Origin of the sequence: Streptomyces griseocarneus (assembly GCF_014655595.1) — a bacterium.
In the GTDB taxonomy this organism is placed as follows: domain Bacteria; phylum Actinomycetota; class Actinomycetes; order Streptomycetales; family Streptomycetaceae; genus Streptomyces; species Streptomyces griseocarneus.
Window position 1 is genome coordinate 286,847 of the sequence record NZ_BNBL01000008.1, and the last position, 22,752, is coordinate 309,598.

25 protein-coding genes, 1 tRNA gene and 1 riboswitch are annotated in these 22,752 nt (G+C 70.9%); of the genes, 7 read left to right on the forward strand and 19 right to left on the reverse strand.

Going from position 1 to position 22,752, the window contains the following annotated elements; translation table 11 throughout:
• Positions 1–11 precede the first annotated feature (11 nt).
• Positions 12–76: riboswitch (guanidine-III (ykkC-III) riboswitch) on the reverse strand.
• A gap of 36 nt (positions 77–112) precedes the next feature.
• The gene (locus IE295_RS21735; RefSeq protein ID WP_048831771.1) at positions 113–415 is read right to left on the reverse strand and encodes a GroES family chaperonin; all 303 of its coding nucleotides are present in this window, start codon (positions 413–415) and stop codon (positions 113–115) included.
• 275 nt (positions 416–690) lie between these two features.
• Positions 691–1,032 (reverse strand): DUF3618 domain-containing protein, encoded by a 342-nt coding sequence (locus tag IE295_RS21740; RefSeq protein WP_190065370.1) that lies wholly within the window; start codon positions 1,030–1,032, stop codon positions 691–693.
• A 143-nt stretch (positions 1,033–1,175) separates the two neighbouring features.
• Here IE295_RS21740 and bcp point away from each other — a divergent pair, with 143 nt between their 5' ends.
• Positions 1,176–1,643 carry a thioredoxin-dependent thiol peroxidase gene (bcp, locus tag IE295_RS21745; RefSeq protein ID WP_190065371.1) on the forward strand — a complete coding sequence of 156 codons (468 nt, stop codon included), beginning with the start codon at positions 1,176–1,178 and terminating at the stop codon, positions 1,641–1,643.
• Here bcp and IE295_RS21750 read toward each other — a convergent pair.
• Together IE295_RS21750 and IE295_RS21755 are read right to left on the reverse strand one after the other, a co-directional pair.
• Positions 1,624–2,904, reverse strand: a complete 1,281-nt coding sequence (locus tag IE295_RS21750) for a sensor histidine kinase (RefSeq protein ID WP_190065445.1) — start codon at positions 2,902–2,904, stop codon at positions 1,624–1,626. The two genes, bcp and IE295_RS21750, sit on opposite strands and share 20 nt — an antisense overlap.
• A complete protein-coding gene (locus IE295_RS21755; RefSeq protein WP_190065372.1) occupies positions 2,904–3,437 on the reverse strand; it encodes a hypothetical protein in 534 nt (177 codons plus the stop codon). The genes IE295_RS21750 and IE295_RS21755 overlap by 1 nt, the downstream gene beginning before the upstream one ends.
• Before the next feature lie 206 nt (positions 3,438–3,643).
• On the opposite strand from IE295_RS21755, the gene IE295_RS21760 reads away from it, so the two are divergent.
• Positions 3,644–3,727, forward strand: a tRNA-Leu gene (locus IE295_RS21760).
• A gap of 53 nt (positions 3,728–3,780) precedes the next feature.
• Here IE295_RS21760 and rdgB read toward each other — a convergent pair.
• The 3 genes from rdgB to IE295_RS21775 all read right to left on the reverse strand — a co-directional run bounded on the left by rdgB (position 3,781) and on the right by IE295_RS21775 (position 5,485).
• Positions 3,781–4,383 carry an RdgB/HAM1 family non-canonical purine NTP pyrophosphatase gene (gene rdgB / locus IE295_RS21765; RefSeq protein ID WP_190065373.1) on the reverse strand — a complete coding sequence of 201 codons (603 nt, stop codon included), beginning with the start codon at positions 4,381–4,383 and terminating at the stop codon, positions 3,781–3,783.
• 47 nt (positions 4,384–4,430) lie between these two features.
• On the reverse strand, positions 4,431–5,162 hold the full coding sequence (gene rph, locus IE295_RS21770) for a ribonuclease PH (RefSeq protein WP_190065374.1): 732 nt from the start codon (positions 5,160–5,162) through the stop codon (positions 4,431–4,433).
• 89 nt (positions 5,163–5,251) lie between these two features.
• Positions 5,252–5,485 carry a PTS sugar transporter subunit IIB gene (locus IE295_RS21775; RefSeq protein ID WP_190065375.1) on the reverse strand — a complete coding sequence of 78 codons (234 nt, stop codon included), beginning with the start codon at positions 5,483–5,485 and terminating at the stop codon, positions 5,252–5,254.
• A gap of 197 nt (positions 5,486–5,682) precedes the next feature.
• Between IE295_RS21775 and IE295_RS21780 the strand changes: the two genes are divergently transcribed.
• The gene (locus IE295_RS21780; RefSeq protein ID WP_190065376.1) at positions 5,683–6,996 is read left to right on the forward strand and encodes a PTS transporter subunit EIIC; all 1,314 of its coding nucleotides are present in this window, start codon (positions 5,683–5,685) and stop codon (positions 6,994–6,996) included.
• 229 nt (positions 6,997–7,225) lie between these two features.
• Positions 7,226–8,503 (forward strand): PTS transporter subunit EIIC, encoded by a 1,278-nt coding sequence (locus IE295_RS21785; protein ID WP_190065377.1) that lies wholly within the window; start codon positions 7,226–7,228, stop codon positions 8,501–8,503.
• An 84-nt stretch (positions 8,504–8,587) separates the two neighbouring features.
• On the opposite strand, the gene IE295_RS21790 is transcribed toward IE295_RS21785, so the two are convergent.
• The 8 genes from IE295_RS21790 to clpS form a co-directional block, all read right to left on the reverse strand.
• Positions 8,588–9,340: an MBL fold metallo-hydrolase gene (locus tag IE295_RS21790; protein ID WP_190065446.1), complete on the reverse strand. Its 753-nt coding sequence runs from the start codon at positions 9,338–9,340 to the stop codon at positions 8,588–8,590.
• 416 nt (positions 9,341–9,756) lie between these two features.
• On the reverse strand, positions 9,757–9,876 hold the full coding sequence (locus IE295_RS34460; protein ID WP_224323516.1) for an eL43 family ribosomal protein: 120 nt from the start codon (positions 9,874–9,876) through the stop codon (positions 9,757–9,759).
• Between the two features lie 128 nt (positions 9,877–10,004).
• Entirely contained in the window at positions 10,005–10,955 is a 951-nt protein-coding gene (locus IE295_RS21800; RefSeq protein ID WP_190065379.1) for a PLP-dependent cysteine synthase family protein, read from the reverse strand.
• Positions 10,955–11,242 carry a MoaD/ThiS family protein gene (locus tag IE295_RS21805; protein WP_190065380.1) on the reverse strand — a complete coding sequence of 96 codons (288 nt, stop codon included), beginning with the start codon at positions 11,240–11,242 and terminating at the stop codon, positions 10,955–10,957. Before IE295_RS21805 ends, IE295_RS21800 begins: the two co-directional genes overlap by 1 nt.
• A gap of 139 nt (positions 11,243–11,381) precedes the next feature.
• Positions 11,382–11,804: a M67 family metallopeptidase gene (locus IE295_RS21810; RefSeq protein ID WP_190065381.1), complete on the reverse strand. Its 423-nt coding sequence runs from the start codon at positions 11,802–11,804 to the stop codon at positions 11,382–11,384.
• A gap of 81 nt (positions 11,805–11,885) precedes the next feature.
• Positions 11,886–13,334, reverse strand: coding sequence for an amino acid permease (locus IE295_RS21815; protein WP_190065382.1), 1,449 nt, complete (start codon positions 13,332–13,334; stop codon positions 11,886–11,888).
• 374 nt (positions 13,335–13,708) lie between these two features.
• A complete protein-coding gene (locus IE295_RS21820) occupies positions 13,709–14,302 on the reverse strand; it encodes a DUF2017 domain-containing protein (protein ID WP_190065383.1) in 594 nt (197 codons plus the stop codon).
• Entirely contained in the window at positions 14,302–14,604 is a 303-nt protein-coding gene (gene clpS / locus IE295_RS21825; protein ID WP_190065384.1) for an ATP-dependent Clp protease adapter ClpS, read from the reverse strand. The genes IE295_RS21820 and clpS overlap by 1 nt, the downstream gene beginning before the upstream one ends.
• 225 nt (positions 14,605–14,829) lie before the next feature.
• On the opposite strand from clpS, the gene IE295_RS21830 reads away from it, so the two are divergent.
• A complete protein-coding gene (locus tag IE295_RS21830; RefSeq protein WP_190065385.1) occupies positions 14,830–16,158 on the forward strand; it encodes a nicotinate phosphoribosyltransferase in 1,329 nt (442 codons plus the stop codon).
• Between the two features lie 151 nt (positions 16,159–16,309).
• Positions 16,310–16,903, forward strand: coding sequence for an isochorismatase family protein (locus IE295_RS21835; RefSeq protein WP_190065386.1), 594 nt, complete (start codon positions 16,310–16,312; stop codon positions 16,901–16,903).
• Between the two features lie 27 nt (positions 16,904–16,930).
• Here IE295_RS21835 and IE295_RS21840 read toward each other — a convergent pair whose 3' ends face one another.
• Entirely contained in the window at positions 16,931–17,263 is a 333-nt protein-coding gene (locus tag IE295_RS21840) for a hypothetical protein (protein WP_190065387.1), read from the reverse strand.
• Between the two features lie 148 nt (positions 17,264–17,411).
• Positions 17,412–19,835, reverse strand: coding sequence for an immune inhibitor A domain-containing protein (locus IE295_RS21845; protein ID WP_190065388.1), 2,424 nt, complete (start codon positions 19,833–19,835; stop codon positions 17,412–17,414).
• A gap of 318 nt (positions 19,836–20,153) precedes the next feature.
• Here IE295_RS21845 and IE295_RS21850 point away from each other — a divergent pair, with 318 nt between their 5' ends.
• Positions 20,154–20,414 (forward strand): hypothetical protein, encoded by a 261-nt coding sequence (locus tag IE295_RS21850; protein ID WP_190065451.1) that lies wholly within the window; start codon positions 20,154–20,156, stop codon positions 20,412–20,414.
• Between the two features lie 33 nt (positions 20,415–20,447).
• Here the strand turns inward: IE295_RS21850 and IE295_RS21855 are convergent, their stop codons facing one another.
• Together IE295_RS21855 and IE295_RS21860 are read right to left on the reverse strand one after the other, a co-directional pair.
• On the reverse strand, positions 20,448–21,101 hold the full coding sequence (locus tag IE295_RS21855; RefSeq protein WP_190065389.1) for an RDD family protein: 654 nt from the start codon (positions 21,099–21,101) through the stop codon (positions 20,448–20,450).
• Positions 21,102–21,161: 60 nt separating this feature from the next.
• Positions 21,162–22,502 carry an RDD family protein gene (locus IE295_RS21860; protein ID WP_190065390.1) on the reverse strand — a complete coding sequence of 447 codons (1,341 nt, stop codon included), beginning with the start codon at positions 22,500–22,502 and terminating at the stop codon, positions 21,162–21,164.
• Positions 22,503–22,752 lie beyond the last annotated feature (250 nt).

Consider the following 22,752-nt stretch of genomic DNA (forward strand, 5'->3'; position numbering starts at 1 on the left):
CGACTTCCAGGGGTGCGTCGTCTTGTCCTGACCCGGTACGGCGCGTCTCGTCGGGTATGACGACCGTATCAAAAAGGGTGAACGTGAAAAAGGGGACGGACGGGGACGTCCGTCAGAGGTAGAGACCCGTGGAGTCCTCGGACCCCTCCAGGCGCTCCGCCGCCACCGCGTGCAGGTCCCGCTCGCGCATCAGGACGTACGCGACCCCGCGGACCTCGACCTCGGCGCGGTCCTCCGGGTCGTAGAGCACCCGGTCGCCCGGCTCGACCGTGCGCACGCTCTGCCCGACCGCGACGACCTCGGCCCAGGCCAGCCTGCGGCCCACCGCCGCCGTCGCCGGGATGACGATGCCGCCGGTGGACCGGCGCTCGCCCTCGGGGATGTCGGTCCGGACCAGCACGCGGTCGTGGAGCATCCGGATGGGCAGCTTGTCGTGGCTGGTGTTCGTACTCACGCGAAGACGGTACCTGCCCGGGCGCGGGAGCGAGGCCACAGGGCCGTCATCCGGCCCGAACCGGTCACCGCCGCCTAGGGCGTGTCCGATGGGTCGGTGCGGGTCCTGCGGCGTCTGGTGCGGTGCATCGCAAGGCGGAGCATCTCCCGCGTACTGGGCGTACTCGGGTGATGCGACAACGCGGCGAGGTGCCGTGCCAGGCGTCGCAGGGCTCGTGCCGACCCATCGGACACGCCCTAGCGCTTCCGGCGGCCGGAGGACTTCCGGGAGGACTTCGAGGAGGCGGCCAGCAGCCCCACGACGCCCACGGCCAGCATGGCCACCGGAACGATCCTCTCCAGGCGCGGGGAGCCGTCCTCGGTGGTGAAGCGGGAGCGCACCTCGGAGACGACGCGGTTGGCCGCCACGTAGGCGCGGCCGGCCGTGTGGTCCACCTTGGAGGCGACCTTCGCCTTGGCGTCACCGATGATCGTCTTCGGGTGCATCCGCACACCGATCTCGTCGAGCGTCACGGCGAGCTCCTGTCGCCGGCGGGCGATGTCCGCCTCGATCTGCGCAGGGGTCCTGGCTTCCGCCACCGCGCTGCCTCCGTCTCGTCGATAAGAATGATGAAGAGTGATGACTACAGTCTGTCAGCTGCCCCGGCCCAGCGCCCCGCGGCACCCCCGATCCGTGACCTGACTACCCTCGGGACCGTAACCACGATCTGTCGAGGAGAGCCATGAGCGAGCGACTGCAGCCCGGCGAGACCGCCCCCGCCTTCACCCTGCCCGACGCGGACGGCAAGCAGGTGTCGCTCGCCGACTACCGGGGCCGCAAGGTCATCGTCTACTTCTACCCCGCCGCCCTCACCCCGGGCTGCACCAAGCAGGCCTGCGACTTCACCGACAACCTCGACTTCCTCGCCGGCCACGACTACGACGTCATCGGCGTCTCCCCGGACAAGCCGGAGAAGCTCGCGAAGTTCCGCGAGGCGGAGAGCCTGAAGGTCACGCTCGTCGGCGACCCGGACAAGAAGGTCCTCGAGGCCTACGGCGCCTTCGGCGAGAAGAAGCTGTACGGCAAGACGGTCACCGGCGTCATCCGCTCGACCGTCGTCGTCGACGAGGAGGGCAAGGTCGAGCGCGCCCTCTACAACGTCAAGGCCACCGGCCACGTCGCGAAGATCATCAAGGACCTGGGGCTGTAACGGCCCGCGGGCACGGCGCCTGCTCGGGCTCGTTCTCGTCCTCGGCCTCCGGCAGGTCGAGGACGGCCTGGGCGCCGCCGCCCCTCGCCTCCCCGAACGCCAGCCGCGCCCCGAGCACCGCCGCCTGGCCCACCGCGATCGTCAGCCCCAGGCCGTGGCCCGTGCCGCGCTCCGGCGCGGCCGTGCGGAACCGGCGCGGCCCCTGGTCCACCAGGCCCGGCGGGAAGCCGTCGCCGTGGTCGCGGACCACGATCCGGGTGCCCTCCACGGTGATCTCGATCGGGGGGCGGCCGTGCTTGGCGGCGTTGGCGAGGATGTTGACCAGGATGCGCTCCACCCGGCGGGCGTCGGTGACCACGATCCGGCCCTCGCCGATCACCTCGACGGCCACGTCGTTCACGCCGCGCTGGCCGCGCGCCCGCTTGACGATGCCGTGCACCAGCGAGGGCAGCTCCACCGCCTCGAGCTGGGCGCTCTCCACCCCGGCGTCCAGCCGGGAGACCTCGAGCAGGTCCTCCACCAGCGCGCGCATCGTCTGCGCGCGCTCCTGCACCATCTCCACGGCGCGCGGGTGCGGCAGCAGCTCCGCGGACGCCACGAGCCCCGCGACCGGGGTGCGCAGCTCGTGCGCCACGTCCGCCGTGAACTGCCGCTCCGCCGACACCCGCGCCGCCAGCGACATGGCCATGTGGTGCACCGACCGGCCCAGCTCGGCGACCTCGTCCCGGCCGCCGGCGTGCAGCGCGTCCGCGTCGGGCGCCTCGCCGGAGGCGATCCGCCGGGCCGCCGCGGCGCTGAGCCGCAGCCGCCGCGACAGGCTCTGCGCGACGAACCACGCCACCACCGCCATCAGGGCCACCGTCGCCGCGCCGGCCACCACCAGCGCCTTGTCCAGCGCGGCCTGCAGCGGGTCGCGGTCGGGGTACGACGCGGAGATCGACAGCACCTTGTCGTCGCCGACCGGCGTCGCGGCCCACACGCGCGGGTCGTCGCCGCCGCTGATGTACGTGCCCGACTGGCCCTTGGCCACGGCCCGCTCCAGGGGGAACGGCAGCGTGGAGTCGTCCAGCTGGGCGCCCAGCGCGAGGGTGCCGTCGCGCTGGTAGATCTGCAGGGCGGAGCTGAGCAGACCGTCCTGGTAGGCCAGCGCCTGCCGGTCGCGTTCCATGCCCGAGATGTGGTGCACGGCGACGCCGAGGACCACGACGGCCAAGGCGGTGACGAAGGAGATCGCGAGCGCGATCCGGCCACGAATACCCATCACGCGATCGGGAACACCTCGGTGTGCTCCCCCTTCGGGGTGGCACCCGTGTACGTCACCTCGAGGGCCGTGAAAGCCACCAGACCGTCCACCTCCTTCGGCCCGAACAGCCGCAGCCGTGCCGGGAAGGACTTGCCCGCCGCCGCACCCGCGGCGCCGCTGGAGACCTGGACCACTCCGCTGCCGGCCGCGCCGGCCGCCGTGTACTGGTCCCACTGGATGCCGCTGGCCACGCGGCCCGCGGTGGAGCAGTCGAGGGTGATGATCGTGGGCTCCGGCACCGGCTCCCCCACCCCGCAGTCCCGCACTCCCGGCACCTCGCGCGAGTCCGAGTCCTCGACCTCCACCTGCGACTCCCGCCCCGCCGCCCGTGACTTCTGGGCGGCCGCGGTCTTCGGCGCCTCGTCGACGCCGTGCGCGCGGTCCGTGGCGTTGGCCAGCCAGACCCCGCCGAGCACCAGCACGGCCATTCCCGCCAGGATCGCCACAACGGTGCGCATGCCCGCCCAACGAGCCACGGCGCGGTCGGTCATCGGGCTCTCTTCCTCGATCACGTGCGGGTGTTCGTTCGCGGGCTGTCCACTCCCGCTCTGAGTGACGGTGAAACGGCACTCCGCGTTCCCATCGGGGCCCACCGGCTTCGCGGCGCGGGGGCCCGGCCAGGTGTCCGGCGCGGGGCGCGCGCCGCCCGGACCGCCTCCCAACTACCGCCTGGGGGCCGATACGATGGCCGTGACCGGCGGCCGTGGTGGAATTGGCAGTCACGCTGGGTTTAGGTCCCAGTGGGGTAACACCCGTGAGGGTTCGAGTCCCTCCGGCCGCACACGAACGAAGGGCCGTCCCGCGCGTCGCGGGGCGGCCCTTCGGCGTACGGTCTCAGCCCAGCAGCTCGCGCACCACGGGCACCAGCGCCCGGAAGGCCTTGCCGCGGTGGCTGATGGCGTTCTTCTCCTCCGCCGTCAGCTCCGCGCAGGTGCGCGACTCGCCCAGCGGCTGCAGGACCGGGTCGTAGCCGAAGCCGCCCGAACCCGCCGGCTCGTGCCGCAGCGTGCCCTCGAGGCGGCCCTCGACGACGCGCTCGGTGCCGTCCGGGAGGGCGAGCGCGGCCGCGCAGGCGAAGTGGGCGCCGCGGTGCTCGTCGGCGATGTCGGAGAGCTGGGCCAGCAGGAGGTCCAGGTTGGCCTTGTCGTCGCCGTGGCGGCCCGCCCAGCGGGCCGAGAAGATGCCCGGGGCGCCGCTGAGGACGTCGACGCACAGGCCGGAGTCGTCGGCGATCGCCGGGTGGCCGGTGGCGCGGGCGAGGGCGTGGGCCTTGAGCAGGGCGTTCTCGGCGAAGGTGACGCCGGTCTCCTTGACGTCCGGGATCTCGGGGTAGGCGTCGGCGCCGACGAGTTCGACGTCGAGGCCGGCCCCGGCCAGGATGGCGCGGAGCTCGGTGACCTTGTGGGCGTTGCGGGTGGCGAGGATCAGGCGCTTCATGGGCCGATTATCCCGGGGACCGGACGCGGCCCCCGGGACCGGGGCCGTCAGAGCGTGCGGGCGAGGGCCTCGCGCTGGGCGGCGTCCAGGGACGAGCAGCCGGCGACCGCGAGGTCGAGCAGGCTGTTGAGCTCGTCGCGGGCGAAGGGCTCCGCCTCGGCGGTGCCCTGGACCTCCACGAAGCGGCCGTCGCCGGTGCAGACGACGTTCATGTCGGTCTCGGCGCGGACGTCCTCCTCGTAGCAGAGGTCGAGCAGCGGGATCCCGCCGACGATGCCGACGCTGACGGCGGAGACGGTGCCGGTCAGCGGCTGGCGCCCGTGCTTGATGAGCTTCTTGCCCTGGGCCCAGGTGATGGCGTCGGCCAGGGCGACGTAGGCGCCGGTGATGGCGGCGGTGCGGGTGCCGCCGTCGGCCTGGAGGACGTCGCAGTCCAGGACGATGGTGTTCTCGCCGAGGGCCTTGAAGTCGATGACGGCGCGCAGCGAGCGGCCGATGAGGCGGGAGATCTCGTGCGTACGGCCGCCGATCTTGCCGCGGACGGACTCGCGGTCGCCGCGGGTGTTGGTGGAGCGCGGCAGCATCGCGTACTCGGCGGTGACCCAGCCCTCGCCGGAGCCCTTGCGCCAGCGGGGCACGCCCTCGGTGACGCTGGCGGTGCAGAAGACCTTGGTGTCGCCGAAGGAGACGAGGACGGAGCCTTCGGCGTGCTTGCTCCAGCCGCGCTGGATGGTCACGGGGCGGAGCTGGTCGGGGGTACGGCCGTCGATGCGAGACATGGTGATGAGCCTATCGGGACAACAGAGGGCCCCGTTCCGGTTGGCTTGAACCGGTACGGGGCCCTCCGTGAGGAGCCTGGGGGCTCAGCTCACAGCATGTCCTCGATCTCGCCGGCGATCGGGTCGGCGTCGGTGCCGATGACGACCTGGATGGCGGTGCCCATCTTCACGACGCCGTGGGCGCCGGCGGCCTTGAGGGCGGCCTCGTCGACGAGGGAGGGGTCCACGACCTCGGTGCGGAGGCGGGTGATGCAGCCCTCGACCTCTTCGATGTTGTCGATGCCGCCGAGGCCGGCGACGATCTTCTCAGCCTTGCTGGCCATGTGCACTCCTGGTTGTCTCAGCCCCTCGGCGATCCCGCCGACCGGCTTTCACACGGTAACCCACGTATAGCCCAACTATGCGGGCGTTTGTCCGTCATCTAACGAAAGATGGCGACCACCCGGCACAGCCGTTCCGGGAGTCCCGCAACCGCGTCGCAAGTGGTCTACACCAGTATGCCAGCAGCCGGAGGACGCAGATGAGCTCGATCGCCGCGGCCCGTCCGCCGGAGCGGAAGCGGATGCACGGCCTCTTCCAGGGCCTGCAGAAGATGGGCCGCAGCCTGCAGTTGCCGATCGCGGTCCTCCCGGCGGCGGGCATCCTCAACCGGCTCGGGCAGCCGGACGTGTTCGGCAAGGACGGGCTGGGCTGGACGGACGTCGCCAAGGTCATGGCCGGCGCGGGCGGGGCGCTGCTGGACTCCTCGCTGGGCCTGCCCCTGCTGTTCGCCGTCGGTGTGGCGATCGGCATGGCGAAGAAGTCGGACGGCTCCACGGCGCTCGCGGCGGTGGCCGGGTTCCTCGTCTACTACGCGGTGCTGCACCAGTTCCCCGAGAACTGCCCGCCCGGCTCCAAGCACACCGCGCTCGGCCTGCTGAACGGGGTCTGCGTCACCGAGGCGGGCGAGCCGGCGGGGGCCGCGTACCAGAACCCCGGCGTCTTCGGCGGCATCGTCATGGGCCTGCTGGCGGCCTGGTTCTGGCAGCGCTTCCACCGGGTCAGGCTGGTGGACTGGCTGGGCTTCTTCAACGGCCGCAGGCTCGTGCCGATCATCATGGCGTTCGTGGGCATCGCCTTCGCCGTGGTGTGCCTGGGGGTCTGGCCGACGGTGGGCGGCTGGCTGACGAGCTTCAGCGAGTGGCTGTCCGACCTGAGCGCCACCGGGGCGGGCATCTTCGGCGTCGCCAACCGCGCGCTGCTGGTCATCGGCCTGCACCAGTTCCTGAACGTCTTCGTGTGGTTCCAGTTCGGCTCCTACACCACGCCGGACGGCACGGTGGTGCACGGCGACATCAACCGTTTCCTGGCGGGCGACCCGAACGCCGGGCAGTTCACCTCCGGCTTCTTCCCCATCATGATGTTCGCGCTGCCGGCCGCGGCGCTGGCCATCGCGCACTGCGCGCGGCCGGAGCACCGCAAGGTCGTGAGCGGCATGATGCTCTCGGTGGGCCTGACGTCCTTCGTCACGGGCATCACCGAGCCGATCGAGTACTCCTTCCTCTTCATCGCCCCGCTGCTGTACGTGGTGCACGCCCTGCTGACCGGCGTCTCGATGGCGCTGACCTGGGGGCTGGGGGTCCACGACGGCTTCAGCTTCTCGGCCGGGCTGATCGACTACGTCATCAACTGGGGGCTGGCCACCAAACCGTGGCTGATCATTCCGATCGGGCTGGGCTTCGCGGTCGTCTATTACGCGATCTTCCGTTTCGCCATCACCTTCTTCGATCTGCCGACGCCCGGGCGGGAGCCCGGGGAGCTGGCGGACGAGATCGAGAAGGAGAACGTGAAGTAGTCGCCCCGAAGAGGGCCGGCGGGCCGCCGCGGGCAACGTGTTGTGAGGGCGGCGTGACGCAGCGCCCAACCTTCACGTGATCTTTACGGGTGTGGCCCACAGCACTTGGAACTGTGGATTCCTTTATGCCCGACTCACGTGCTACAACAGGTCTAAACCACTAGTGGTGTAGACCAAATGCGGGCCGTCCCCCATCCCCCCGAGCGCCCGCCTCACCTGGAGGAATCCGATGAGTACGGCAGCCAAGGCGGCGAAGGCGGCGCCTGAAGAGGCGGCACCGGAAAAGAAGAAGCGGGGCGCCGGCGCCATGGCCGTCGCCCAGCGTATCGGTCGCAGCCTGATGCTGCCGGTCGCGGTCCTGCCCGCAGCCGCACTGCTGGTGCGTCTCGGCAACAACGACATGCTGGGCCGCGAGTCGTTCCCGGAGTTCGTGACCAAGATCGCGAGCTACATGTCGGCCGGCGGCAACGCGCTGCTGGGCAACATGGCCCTGCTGTTCGCCGTCGGTGTGGCGATCGGCTTCGCGAAGAAGTCCGACGGCTCCACCGCGCTGGCCGCCGTGGCCGGTTACCTGGTCTTCAAGGAGGTGCTGGCCACCTTCACGGACAGCAACCTGCCCAAGGTCGCCACGGTCGTCGACGGCAAGGTCGTGATGGCCGAGGCCCCGGTCAACGCCGGAGTCCTCGGCGGCGTCGTCATGGGTCTGGTCGTGGCCCTGCTCTACCAGCGCTACAGCCGCAAGAAGCTCCCCGACTGGCTGGGCTTCTTCGGCGGCCGCCGCCTCGTCCCGATCCTCTCGGCGTTCGCCGGTCTGGTCATCGGCATCGTCTTCGGCCTCATCTGGCCGGTCCTGGGCACGGGTCTGCACAACTTCGGCGAGTGGCTCGTCGGCTCCGGCGCCGTGGGCGCGGGCATCTTCGGCGTCGCCAACCGCGCGCTGATCCCCGTCGGCATGCACCACCTGCTCAACTCCTTCCCGTGGCTGCAGGCCGGCGACTACAACGGCAAGCACGGCGACATCGCCCGCTTCCTCGCCGGCGACCCCGACGCCGGACAGTTCATGACCGGCTTCTTCCCGATCATGATGTTCGCGCTGCCCGCCGCGTGCCTGGCGATCGTCCACTGCGCCCGCCCGGAGAACCGCAAGGTCGTCGGCGGCATGATGTTCTCGCTCGCGCTCACCGCGTTCGTCACCGGTGTCACCGAGCCGATCGAGTTCACCTTCATGTTCATCGCCCCGGTGCTCTACGCCCTCCACGCGCTGCTCACCGGTGCCTCGCTGGCCCTGACCTGGGCGCTCGGCATGAAGGACGGCTTCGGCTTCTCGGCCGGCGCCATCGACTTCCTGCTGAACCTGGGCATCGCCACCAAGCCGTGGATGCTGGCCCTGGTGGGCCTGTGCTTCGGCGCCCTGTACTACGTGGTGTTCCGCTTCGCGATCGTCAAGTTCAACCTCCCCACCCCGGGCCGCGAGCCCGAGGGCCAGCTGGAGGACGTCAAGTCCTGACGGCACGACAGGGGTCCTGACCGGACCGGCGAAGGCCCGCGGAACCACCCGGTTCCGCGGGCCTTCGCGCGTACCGCCCGCGCCCTACAGCTCGTACACCGCGCCCGCGTGGGCCAGCTCCGCCGGGCCCTCGTAGACCGAGCGCGCGTCGCGGAGGTTGGTGAGGGGGTCCGTCCACGGCGGGATGTGGGTGAGGACGAGACGGCCCACGGCGGCCCGGGCGGCCGTCTGGCCCGCCTGGAGGCCGTTGAGGTGGAGGTCGGGGATGTCCTCCTTGCCGTGCGTGAAGGACGCCTCGCACAGCAGCAGGTCCGCCCCCCGCGACAGCTCGCCGAGCGCCTCGCACGGGCCCGTGTCGCCCGAGTACACCAGCGACGAGCCGCGGTGCTCGACCCGGAAGGCGAACGCCTCCACGGGGTGGCTCACGCGCACGGTGCGGATCGTGAGGGGGCCGAGCGGGAACGTGCCCGGCTCGAGGGTGCGGAAGTCGAAGACCTCGCTCATGCAGGCCTCGTGGGGGACGTCGCCGTAGGCGGTGACCAGCCGCTTCTCGGTCCCTTCCGGGCCGTAGACGGGTATGGCGCCGGCCCGGCCGCCCTCGTGGCGGTAGTAGCGGGCGACGAAGTAGCCGCACATGTCGATGCAGTGGTCGGGGTGCAGATGCGACAGCAGCACGGCGTCCAGGTCGTACAGACCGATGTGCCGCTGCAGCTCGCCGAGGGCGCCGTTGCCCATGTCGAGGAGGATCCGGTAGCCGTCGGCCTCCACCAGATAGCTCGAGCAGGCCGATTCCGTGGACGGGAACGAGCCCGAGCATCCGACGACGGTGAGCTTCATGCGGGCCTGAACCTCCGTGGGCTGGTTACGGGGGGCCATGCGGTGCAGTCGAGGGTAAGGCGAGATGGGGGCCGGGACTCCTCCGGGGGAGGGCGTGTGGGCGGAATCACCAGGACGGACGTGGTCCGCCACGGCGCCTCACGAGGCCCGCGCACACGCAGGAGCCCCGCCCGCACCGCATGACGCGGCACCGGCGGGGCCCTCACGGGGACGGGCAGGGGGACATACGTACGCACGGGTGGCGCCGCCGCGCGGACGGTACGCGGCCGGAGCCGGGCGCTCCTTACAGGGGGCGGTGCCGCTCGGCGCGGTCCAGCGTGTCCATGAAGCGCTGGAAGCGCTCGGCCGACTCCTTGCTGCCCGCCGTCACGGTGAAGACCTCCGGCGACATGAAGGCCGCCAGCCGCTCACGCGTCTCAGGGGCGAGCGCATCCCACGCCGCCTTGTCCAGCCGTGACTGCGCCGCAGCTTCCGCACTGCCAGTTTCCATTGTTGAGTTGCCTCATGTCCGAAGATCCACATGCGGGACAGTTCATGTGCGTCTCCTACGGGATGATGTCAGCCGCTTCCCAACATCGGTAGTAGCAGTTCATCCGTGCACAGTTCTGTTCTTTACGGACCGGACTGTTTCCACGGACCGGCGCGCACAGACGACACGGAAGCGCTACGCCCAGAGCTGGCCGTGCAGTGTCTCCACCGCCTCTTCGGTGGTGGCGGCGGTGTAGACGCCGGTGGAGAGGTACTTCCAGCCGCCGTCGGCCACGATGAAGGCGATGTCGGCGCTCTCCCCGGCGCGCACCGCCTTGCGGGCGACGCCGAGCGCGGCGTGCAGCACCGCGCCCGTGGACACGCCCGCGAAGATGCCCTCCTCGGCGAGGAGTTCGCGGGTGCGACGGACGGCGTCCTCGGACCCCACGGAGAAGCGGGTGGTGAGGACGGACTCGTCGTAGAGCTCGGGCACGAAGCCCTCGTCGAGGTTGCGCAGGCCGTAGACGACGTCGTCGTAGCGCGGCTCGGCGGCCACGATCTGCACGCCGGGCCGGTGCTCGCGCAGATAGCGCCCCACGCCCATCAGGGTGCCGGTGGTGCCGAGGCCCGCCACGAAGTGGGTGATCTCGGGGAGGTCGGCGAGGATCTCGGGGCCGGTGGTGGCGTAGTGGGCCCCGGCGTTGTCGGGGTTGCCGTACTGGTAGAGCATCACCCAGTCGGGGTGCTGCCCGGCCAGCTCCTTGGCCACCCGCACGGCGGTGTTGGAGCCGCCGGCGGCGGGCGAGGGAATGATCTCGGCGCTCCACATGGCGAGCAGCTGCCGCCGCTCCTCGCTGGTGTTCTCGGGCATCACGCACACCATGCGATAGCCCTTGAGCTTGGCGGCCATGGCGAGGGAGATGCCGGTGTTGCCAGAGGTGGGCTCGAGGATCGTGCAGCCCGGGGTGAGCCGGCCGGCCTTCTCCGCCTGTTCGATCATGTGGAGGGCGGGCCGGTCCTTGACCGATCCCGTGGGATTGCGGTCCTCCAGCTTCGCCCAGATCCGCACGAACGCGGACGGGGACAGGCGCGGCAGACGGACGAGCGGCGTGTTGCCGACCGCCGCGAGCGGCGACTCGTACCGCATCAGGCCTTGCCGCCGGCGACCGCCGGGAGGATGGTCACGCTGTCGCCGTCGCCGAGCTCGGTGGCGATGCCGGCCAGGAAGCGGACGTCCTCGTCGTTGAGGTAGACGTTCACGAAGCGGCGCAGCTCGCCGCCGGCGGCCTCGTCGACCAGGCGCTCACGGATGCCGGGGTGGCGGGCGTCGAGGTCCTTGAAGAGCTCGTCGATGGTGGCGCCGGCACCCTCGACGGCCTTCTTGCCGTCGGTGTAGGTGCGGAGGATGGTCGGGATGCGGACCTCGATGGCCATGGGAGTGCTCCTGTCGGAGTGCGGGGAGGTTCCTGCGGACGCCTGGGTGTTCTTGCGGGACAACCGTGGGCGCATCGTATCGATTCCCCGTGCGCCAGCCGTATGTTCGTCCCGGCATCCGGACGACCGGTCTCACTGGTCAGTACGCGGCGACGACCCGGACCTCCTCCTCGGTGATCTCGCCGTCCACGATCCGGAACGACCGGAACTGGAAGGGGCCCGCACCGTCGGCGTCCGCGGTGGACACCAGGACGTAGTGGGCGCCGGGCTCGTTGGCGTAGGTCACGTCGGTGCGGGAGGGATAGGCCTCGGTGGCGGTGTGCGAGTGGTAGATGACCACGGGCTCCTCGTCGCGGTCGTCCATCTCACGGTAGAGCCTGAGCAGGTCCGTGGAGTCGAACTCGTAGAAGGTGGGCGAACGCGCCGCGTTGAGCATCGGGACGAACCGCTCGGGGCGGCCGCTGCCGGCCGGCCCGGCGACCACGCCGCACGCCTCGTCGGGGTGGTCGGCCCGGGCGTGCTCGACGATCCGGTCGTGGAGGTCCTGTGTGATGGTCAGCATGCGGGCCAGGATAAGCACAGAGCCCGCCCGCACCCTTGAGGGGTGCGGACGGGCTCCTGGGCGGCACGCGCCGGGCGCGGGCTACTCGCTGAGCGAGTAGTCCTTGCGCTCGAACGCCTGCGGGTTGCGCTTCTTGAGGACCAGGTAGGAGACCCACATGATCGCGGCCCAGCCGGGGGCGCAGTACAGCGAGATCCGCGCGTCCTTGTCGATGCCCATGAGCACGATCACCATGCCGATGAAGGCCAGGGCGAACAGGCTGGTCCAGGGCGCACCCGGGGCCTTGAGCTCGGACTGGGGCAGCTCGCCGCGGTCCGCCTTGCGGCGGTAGCGGAGCTGGGCGACGAGGATCATGATCCACGCCCACATGCCGGAGATGGTCGCGAAGGAGACGACGTAGTTGAACGCCTCGCCCGGCCACTGGTAGTTGATCCACACACCGACGAGCATCAGCGCGGCGGAGAAGGTGGTGCCGCGCAGCGGCAGGCCCTTCTTGGTGAGCTGGCCGAAGAACTTCGGGCCCTGGCCGTTGAGCGCCAGGTCACGCAGCATGCGGCCGGTGGAGTACATGCCGGAGTTGCAGGAGGACAGCGCCGCGGTGAGGACCACGAAGTTGACGATTCCGGCACCGGCCGGCAGGCCGATCTTGGCGAAGGCCGCCACGAAGGGGCTCACGCCGGGCATGAACTCGGTCCACGGCACCACGGACAGGATGATGATCAGGGCGCCGACGTAGAAGACGGCGATGCGCCACGGCACGGTGTTGATGGCCTTGGGCAGCGTCTTCTTGGGGTCGGCGGCCTCGCCCGCGGTGACGCCGACGAGCTCGACGGCGAGGAAGGCGAACATCACGATCTGCAGGGTCATCAGCGTGCCGCCGATGCCCTTGGGGAAGAACCCGCCGTGGTCCCACAGGAGGCTGAAGGAAGCCGTGTCGCCGGCGTCCGAGAAGCCGAGCGTGATGACGCCGATGCCGATCAGGATCATGCCGATGATGGCGGTGACCTTGACCATCGAGAACCAGAACTCCAGCTCACCGAAGAGCTTCACGGAGATCAGGTTGGCGAAGTAGAGGATGACCGTGAAGACCAGTGCCGCGACCCATTGTGGGATCGACTTGTTCCAGTACTGGACGTACGTGGCCGCCGCTGTGACCTCGGTGATGCCGGTGACGACCCAGAAGAGCCAGTACGTCCATCCGGTCACATAGCCCCAGAAGGGACCGAGGAACTCTCGGGCGTAGTCCGAGAAGGAGCCCGACACCGGGCGGTACATGAGCAGCTCACCGAGCGCTCGCATGATGAAGAAGATGACCAGGCCAGCAATTGCGTAGGCCAGGATCAGGCTGGGTCCGGCCTTCGATATCGCCTTGCCCGCGCCCAGGAACAGGCCGGTGCCGATGGCGCCACCAATGGCGATCATCTGAATCTGTCGGTTACCGAGTCCCCGCTCGTAACCCTCGGAAGCTTCCTTGCCGCTTCCCTCTCCGTCCCGCACTGCGGTGCGGTCGGCGACCTGCTCAGAGGTCATGGTGGTGCGCCTTTCTCCATACCGATCCGGTTGCTCCGGATCGGGTTCCGATCCCCCCGGATGGAGTCCTGCTCAGCGCCGACGGTCGGTCGGCTAGCGCTTCCGCTGCGACAGGGGTGGCGTCGCAGAGGCAGGTCGGCAAGAAGTATCACGTGTAAAGATGAGATCATCGGCGTGCTTGTGGCGCACGGCACAAAAAAATCCGGACACAAGTGATCTGGGCCACCAATAGCCGCGACCACGGTGACTCGATCGTTATCCGGATTTGCGGGTCCGCTGAGCGAACGGGGCCGGAAGGGCCCTGGAACAGCCCGTTCCCCTTGTTTCGGGCCATCGGGCCGCCGGGGGACCGGGCCGCGAGCGGAATCAGGCCTTCAGGCCATCAGCGCCTCGACGAGCGTCTCCTGCAGCCCGCCGAGCCAGAGGTAGGCCATGACCATCGGCTTGCGCGGGTCCTCGTCCGGCAGCCGGAACAGCGCGTCACCGTCGTCCTCGTTCGTGATCTCCAGCCGGGCGCCGATGGTCAGCCGGAGGTCGTTGAGGGTGCCGAGCCACCGCGCGCAGTCCTCGGGCGTCAGCCGGAGCACCGCGGCACTGTCGCCCGCCACGGACAGCGAGTCCAGCGAGCGGACCATGCCCAGGGCGTCCTCGCGCTTGCGCGTGCGCAGGTCGTTCTCGGTGTAGCGGCGGAATTCGGCGGAGTGCGCGCGCTCCTGCCGGTCCTGCTCCTTGTCCGGGTCGCCGTAGGCGTCGGGGAACAGCCGGGCCAGGGCCGGGTCGGCCGGGGGCTCGCTGGGGCCCTCCGCGAACAGCCGGGCCAGCGGGTCGGCGGCGTCCGGGCCCCCGTCGTCACCCGGGCCGATCAGCTCCAGGAGCTGCACGGCCAGGCTGCGCAGGATGGAGACCTCGACCTCGTCCAGGGCGACGGCCGCCCCGCCGCCGGCCAGCGGCTCGAAGTGCCCGGCCATCAACGGTCCTGCGACAGCGTCGCCCAGAGCCCGTAGCCGTGCATCGCCTGCACGTCGCGCTCCATCTCCTCGCGGCTGCCGCTGGAGACCGTCGCACGGCCCTTGTGGTGGACGTCGAGCATCAGCCGGTGCGCCTTGTCCTTGGAGTAGCCGAAGTAGGCCTGGAACACATACGTCACATAACTCATGAGGTTGACGGGGTCGTTGTGAACCAGGGTCACCCATGGAACATCGGGTTCGGTCACCGCGAAGGGCGACTCACCCGTTTCGGGCCGTTCGATCTCGACCGGTGCAACACTCACGCGCGCTCCATGGATCGCTTCTCCGCCCGCGAGGCGCGAGTGCGGGTTGAGATCTTCTGCGGCCCGGCGGCCTCGCGTGCGTCGCTCACGTATCCATGCTGCCACTCGCACCCCCCGCCCGCACAAACGGGGTCCGGGTTTCGCACACAGGCCCGAGCAGGGGTTCCGTAGATCACGTCCCAGAAATCGTCACTCTGACGAGATCTGGGGGTAGCATCTGGTGCCATGAACGCTGCGGACCTGAGGCTCCCGGTGGACGTTCCATCGACGGCCCTCTTCACCGACCGGTACGAACTCACGATGCTGCAGGGTGCGCTGCGGTCGGGCACCGCCGACCGCCGCTCGGTCTTCGAGGTCTTCACCCGCCGCCTGCCCGAGGGCCGGCGCTACGGCGTCGTGGCGGGCACCGGCCGGGTCCTGGACGCCGTGGAGAACTTCCGCTTCGACAGCGGCGTGCTGGACTTCCTCGCCGAGCAGCGGATCGTGGACGAGCCGACCCTCGCCTGGCTGGCCGACTACCGCTTCCGGGGCGACATCTGGGGCTACCCCGAGGGCGAGGTCTACTTCCCCGGCTCCCCCGTCCTGCGCGTCGAGGGCACCTTCGCCGAGGCGGTGCTGCTCGAGACCGTGATCCTCTCGATCCTCAACCACGACTCCGCCGTCGCCGCGGCCGCCTCGCGGATGGCGGTGGCGGCGGGCGACAGGCCGCTGATCGAGATGGGCGCGCGCCGCACCCACGAGCTGGCGGCCGTGGCCGCCTCCCGCGCGGCGTACGTGGGCGGGTTCTCCTCCACCTCCGACCTCGCCGCGGGCTTCCGCTACAGCATCCCGACGGTCGGCACCAGTGCGCACGCGTTCACCCTCGTGCACGACAGCGAGCGGGACGCCTTCACCGCCCAGGTCGACTCGCTCGGCGCGGGCACGACGCTGCTGGTGGACACCTACGACGTCACCGAGGCGGTCCGGCTGGCCGTGGAGGTGGCCGGGAAGGACCTCGGCGCGGTCCGGATCGACTCCGGCGACCTGCTGCTGCTCGCCCACCGCGTCCGGCAGCAGCTGGACGACCTGGGCGCGAAGGACACCCGCATCGTGGTCACCAGCGACCTGGACGAGTACGCCATCGCCTCGCTGGCCGCCGCCCCCGTGGACGCCTACGGCGTCGGCACCCAGCTGGTGACCGGCAGCGGCCACCCCACCTGCTCGATGGTCTACAAGCTCGTCGCCCGCGCGGACGCCCCCGGCCCGGACGCCCCGCTGCGGCCCGTCGCCAAGAAGTCGATGGGCGGCAAGACCTCCCTCGGCGGCCGCAAGTGGGCCGCGCGCCGCGCCGACGCGTCCGGCGTGGCGGAGGCGGAGGTCGTGGGCACCGGCGAGGTCCCGGCGGAGCTGGCGGAGCGGCAGCTGCTCGTGGAGCTGGTCCGGGGCGGCGAGGTCGTGGCCCGCGAGCCCCTGGACGCGGCGCGCGACCGCCACGCCGCGGCGCGCGGGGCGCTGCCGATGTCGGCGACGCAGCTCTCGCGGGGCGAGCCCGTGCTGCCCACGGAATACCTCTGAGGCGTTCCGCGGGCGCGCCGGGAACACCCCTGACGGAATACCTCCGGGCGCGCCCGAGTGCCCCTCCCGTTACGCAATCCGAGTCACTACCCTCGGTCACACAGGGTTGATCGCGTCGTCGGCCGAGGGCCCCACACAAAGGATCTGCACCATGAACCGTGCACTGATCATCGTCGACGTGCAGAACGACTTCTGCGAAGGCGGCAGCCTCGCGGTGGCCGGCGGCGCCGACGTGGCCGCGGCCATAACCGACCTGGTGGGCGAGGCGCAGGCCGGCTACGCCCACGTCGTGGCCACCCGCGACTTCCACGTGGACCCCGGGGACCACTTCGCCGAGCGCCCCGACTACGAGAAGTCCTGGCCCGCCCACTGCGTGGCGGGCACGGAGGGCAGCGGCTTCCACCCCAACTTCGCGCCCGTCATCGCCTCCGGCGCGGTCGCGGCCGTCTTCGACAAGGGCGCCCACGCGGCCGCGTACAGCGGCTTCGAGGGCACGGACGAGAACGGCACACCGCTGGCGGACTGGCTGCGCGAGCGGGGGGTGACCGAGGTGGACGTGGTGGGCATCGCCACCGACCACTGCGTACGGGCCACCGCCCTGGACGCCCGGCGGCACGGCTTCGCCACCCACGTGCTGCTCGACCTGACCGCCGGCGTCGCCCCGCACACCACCCAGCGGGCGCTGGAGGAGCTGCGGGAGGCCGGGGTGGAGCTCAGCGGCAAGCCGGTGGTCCAGGGCGGCTGACGGCCCCCACAGGGCCGTGCGGGGCCCTCAGGCGGCGCCGGCGGGCCTGCCCCGCAGCAGGCTGGCGATCGGGTGCCAGGACTCGGTGTCGTCCTCGGGGACGGACCGCCAGACCACCCCGTCCGGGTGGTGCAGCACGGCGGTGATCTCGTCGGGCAGGGGCGGCTCGGTGTTGCCCCGCAGGTAGACGGCGCGCATCCCCAGATTGCGCAGCCGGGTCAGGGCCCGGGCGCGGTTGGCGGCGTGGACCAGGACGCGGACGCGTGCTCCCGGGCGGGGGCCGTCGTCCGGCGGCACGGTCAGCGACAGGGCGACGACGACGGTGCCGTCGGGGAGCCGGGCGAACCCACCACCTGCCATCCGCCTCATGCCTCCCTTGTGAATAAGGGTGTCGATAAGACCATCATGAGAGGCATTGTCGAGCCGACCGGCCGCCGCCCGCCAGGGGGCGACGGCCGGTACGGTCCTGACCTGCGGCGCGGTCGCGGTGCTCGCGCCTACCGGTGGGTCACTTGCCGGACGGGCCGACCTGGATCGTCATCGTCGAGCCGCTGGGGGCCTGGGTGAGGATCCGGATCCGGGTGTTGGTGTCGGTGATCTTCACACCGCCCGTGGGGTTCGACGCGTCGTAGTAGGTGTTCTTGTGGTCGTCGAAGACCGGAACGCCCAGCTTGCCCTTGACGCGCGCGGCCACGCCGTCGGAGTGCACGGTGTAGCCCTGGGCCGGGAACCAGCTGAAGGTCGAGTCGTACGCCTGGAAGCGGTTCTTCATCAGCTTGCCGTCGGCCCACTTCTCGGCCGCCGGGTGGGCGTCGATCGGCAGGATGCGGCCGGTGCCCGGGTGGACGCCGACGTTGTTGTCCACCTGCGAGGTGTCCCACTGCCAGATCAGCAGACCGGTCTGGTACGGGTAGTGCTCGACCCAGGAGGGCTTGGTGCTCCGCCAGCCGAAGTTGTACGGGCCGGTGCGCAGCGTCCGGTCGTACGAGACGTACTGACGGTTCTCGGCGATGTAGTACTGCGGGTACTCCTTGGTGAAGGAGGCGCCGATGCGCGAGAAGCCCTTCACCGTCCAGCCGTTGTCGCCGGCCTCGGCGCCGTCCGCGAAGACGTTCTTGCCGTCGGCGGTCAGCGTGATGGCGTCGGCCGTGAAGCCCTTGCCCGAGGTGCCGCCGTCGGTGGCGTAGCGGAAGCGCAGCTCGATCTTCTTGCCCGCGTAGGCGTCGAGGGAGTAGGCCAGCTTCTTGTACGCGCCCGAGACACCGGTCAGGGCGGGCTTGTCGCCGCCGTCGCGGGTGATGGCCTTGCCGTCGGCGGTGCCGTCGAGCGGCGTGAAGTTGGCGCCGCCGTCCGTGGAGACCTCGGCGTAGAGGTAGTCGTAGTTCTCCTCGATGTCCCACCAGCCGGACAGGTCCAGGGAGGCCTTGGACTTGCCGGTGAGGTCGACGCTCCGGGAGAGGGTGTTCTTCAGGTCGTCGCCCTGGCCGCTCCACCACTGCTGGGTGCCCTCGGCCGGCTTGACGACCTCGGTGGTGACCTTCTTGTTGGGCAGCTCGACGACCAGCGCCTGCTTGTCCTTGGTGTTGTACTCCGCCACGCCCAGCTTGTGCGTCGACTTCGTCGCCGCCTTGGCCTTGCCGTAGTTGAGCCAGCCCAGCTGCAGCTTGTCCCAGGCGCTCATGTCGCCGGGCAGGTCGCCGATGGTGTCCTTGCCCTCGCCCAGCCAGGAGCCGGAGGACATCAGGGACCAGTAGGCGACGGAGGACTCACCGGTGCCGGTGGTGTCGTACTCGTCGGGCAGGCCCAGGTCGTGGCCGTACTCGTGGGCGAAGACACCGAGGCCGCCGTTCTCGGGCTGCATGGTGTAGTCGCCGACCCAGATGCCGGTGTCGGCGATCTGGGTGCCGCCCGCCTTGTTGCCCGCCGGGCCGGTCTTGCCGGCGTCGGAGCCGTAGGCGTACCAGCGGTGGGCCCAGATGGCGTCCTTGCCCTGCTTGCCGCCGCCCGCGGACTCGTCCTCGCCGGCGTGGACGATCTGGAAGTGGTCGATGTAGCCGTCGGGCTCGTTGAAGTTGCCGTCGCCGTCGTAGTCGTTGCGGTCCCACTGGTCGTACTTGGCCAGCTCCGCCTTGATGTCCGCGTCGCTGCGGCCGGCGGCCTTCTGGCCGGCGACCCACTGGTTGACGCCGTCGCGGACGAGGTCCCAGGCGCTGGGGCAGTTGGTGGAGCCGCAGTAGTTGGAGCCGTAACGGGCCTCGTTCCACTGCACCTTCACCCAGTCGGTGACGGTGCCCTCGACCGAGTAGCGTCCGGAGGACTGCTTCTCGTAGTACTTGGCCAGGGACTCCTTGTCCTTGTCGTGCGAGAAGTACAGGTCCTGGAAGTACTTGCGGTCGAAGTCCTTCTGCCAGGCCGTGCTGTTGTCCTTCGCACGGTCCGGCTTTTCTATCGTGTTGTGGGCGGGGCCGGCCGTGCCGCCGAACTTCTTGACGGGCGGCTTGGGGCCGTCGGGGCCGTCCGGGTCGTACATCGTGGTGTCGTCGACCTTGTCGCCGAAGTCGACCAGGATGGTGAAGATCTTGTCGGTCTTCTCCCGGGCGAGCTCGACGTACTTCCCCCGGCCGAGCTGGACGACCTTCGACGCGCCGCGCTGCTCCGCCTTGGCGTCGCCGGCGATCACCTGCTCCAGCGCGGCCTTGCGCTGGGCTTCCTTCTTCTTGCTGAACGGGCCCTTGAGGTCGTGCTCGACGGCACGGCCGTTCTGCGCCGGGTCCTGGCGCGCGGCGACGGCCGAGGGGCCCTGGTCCGCGCCGGACGGGGCGGTCAAGCCCGCCGCCTGCGCGATCCCCGTCGTCAGGGTCCCCGCGCCCAGCGCGGCGGCCACGACGACCACGGCGGCGGATCGGGCGACCCGCCGTTGGCTGCTCTTCACTTGTGAATGTCCTCCCCAGTAAGAACTGTGGAGGTATTTGACCGGAGAGACTCAAGAAAAGACAGATCTTGACTGGGGCGCCCTCAGCAAGTACGTTATCCGGTCTTTATGTTGCGGATTTCGGGCCACAACGGGCGTGCGCCCGGCAGCCCTTGGCGCGCCCCCTGACCCCGTGCGCCCCTGATGCTCCGAGTACCGTGGGTTAGGTCACGCTTACCGCCAGTTCCGCTCGGGCAGAGAGCACCGTAGAGTCGGGATTGCTGTATGTACCAGCCGGCTCCGCACCCCCCTGTCGATGCCTTGAGGACGGATCCCGCCATGTCGCGTCCGACTCCCGCACAGATCGCCTACGGATCGGCCACCGTCGTCTTCTCGACCCTCGTCATGCTGCTGCTGACGGGCGCGGAGGCGGGTCCGGGAGCCGCGGTCATCGCGCTGGCCGCCCTCGCGCTCGGCCTGCTCGTCGCGGCCCTGGTGCGGACCCCGCGCGAACGCGCGGACGCCGCCGCCCGGTTGCCCGAGCAGCGCACGCCCGCGCACGCGGCGTCAGCCGTGCAGGAGCACTCCCTCCACGGCTGACGGCGCCTCACTCCGCGCTTCCCGCTCCACGCCTCACCCCACGGTCGAGACCACCACGGTCTTCGCCGCCTTGTCGTGGATGCACTGGTGATACGGCTCGTCCCAGGTGCACCAGAGCACATTGAGGAGCCAGAAGACGAAGCCGCAGCACGGCACGATCTCCGGCAGGGAGTAGACCGCCGCGCGCGTCCAGCCGGGCCTGCCCTCGGGGATCGCCCCGTTGTCCAGCATCGCGACGCGGATCTTCATCGCCATCTTCCCGACCGTCTGACCGCGCGTGGTCAGCATCAGGCCCTCGTAGAGGAAGTAGATGATCGAGATGAGGATGCTCAGGCCCGTGTTCTTGCTCGTGTCCTTCCAGGGGTCGTAGCCCCAGGTCGCCAGCGAGAAGACGACGCTCACCGGAATGCCCACGATGAGGGCGTCGATGATCCTGGCGACCAGCCGCCTGAAGCGGCTGGCCAGCGGCGGCATCCCCGCCAGCGGATCGGCCGCGCCGTACGGGCCGCCGTAAGGATTCTCCGGCCCGCCGCCTCCGTACGGACTCCCGCCCTGCGGACCGCCTCCGTACGGGCCGCCTCCGTACGGGTCCCCACCGGATCCCGGGTACGACGGAGGCGGGGACCCGGGCGGCGGCGGCTGCTTCTTGAACGGGTCGTTGTCGTCCGGCGGCGGCTCGGTACTCATGGACCCAGTGGAACCCGGAGCTCCGGCGCGCGCATCCGGCCGTATGCCGTTCGAGTCAGCTCAGCTCTTCGCCGACGCCACGAACGTACGGGCCGACTTGTCGTGCCAGCACTGCCGCCACGGCCGGTCGAACAGACACCACAGCACGCCCAGCACCCCCACGCCGAGCACGCCCAGCACGCCGTAGAACAGCCACCGGCGCAGCGCGGCGCCCAGGGAGGGCGGCTCGTGCGACTCGATGTCCAGCACCCGCACCCCGCACAGCTTCTTGCCCGCCGTGCGCCCCCACTTGGCGGTCGGCAGCGCTTCACAGAGCACCCCGCCGACCAGCAGCACGGCGAGCACGACGGCCAGATAGCCGCCGGTCGTGCCGTCCAGCAGCCAGACCGTCACGGTCTCGCCGGTCTGCCGGGCCTGGTCGACCTTGGCGTCGATGTGGTCGACGGCCTTGCCCCACAGCGGCACGGCGACCGCGCCCACCACTCCGCCCAGCAGCACCGTGTCCAACAGCCGGGCCGCGAGCCGCCGGCCGAGGCCGGCGGGGCGGCCCTGCGCCTGGGCGGCGCTGAGGAACGGGTCGTCCTTCGGCGGCTTCCAGGCCGGCGCCGGCTCGCCCGCGCCGGTCCGCGGGCCCTGCTGGGCGAGCTGCTGCACCTGCTGGGCCCAGCCCACGGGCTGCGGCTGGGTGGCGGGCACGGGCGCGGACTCCGGGCGCCGCACGGGCAGGGCGGCGCCGCCCTCGGGCGGGGCCTGGACCTGCTGGGCCGGAACGGGCTGCGGCCGGTCCTGCGGCGCCTGGGTCTGCGGGGTGCGGGCGCGCGGGGTGGCGGGCGCCGCCGGGGCGGGCTCCCGGCGCGGGTCGACGGAGGGGACGGGGGCGGGCGGACCGCCCGGGGCGGCGCCGTGCGGCTTGGGGCGCAGCGTCAGGGTGCCCTGCCCGGGAGCGCCGGGCCCGGCGGGCGGCTCGGCCACCCGCGGGTCGCGCACCGTGGGCAGCGCCGGGGCGGCCGAGCCGTCACCGCCCCAGGACACGCGCCGTTCCCGCTCGCCGCCGAAGCCGTCCTGGTGCGCGGTGTCGGCCTGCCAGGCGGGCGCGGCCGCGGCCCGCTCCGGGCCGGTCTCCGGCTCCTCGTCCAGGAACACCGGACCGGTCTCGTCGGGCAGTTGCCGGGGCGTGGACCGCGGCGTCGGCGGTACGGGCGCGGCGAGCGCGGGCAGCGGGGCGGGGGCCACGGAGGCGGGCGGGGCCGGCATCGGCTCCCCCTCGGCGGGCGCGGGCCTGCTGGTGCCGGGGACCCAGGCGGTGCCGCTCCAGTAGCGGATGTAGCCGGGGATGGAGGGATCGGGATAGTAGCCGCTGGCGGGGCTGCTGTCAGCGGATCCCGAGGTAGGTGCGCTCATGGTCTCCGGTGTCCCGTATCTGCTCGGCCGTACGTGAGTAGCCAACAGGTCTACCAGACGGCACTTGGGTCTGTGACCGTCCCCGGGCCGGACCACTCACACGTGCGACTGCGCGGACCGTGCGAAAAGTCGGTACCGGTGACAGGAAGTCGCGTCATGATGTGCGCCCTGAGCGCTCTCTCCAGGGGCGGGCCCCTCCTTGCCGGGGGGACCGCGCGCCGACGGAAGCAGAGCAGAGAGGGCGTACGTC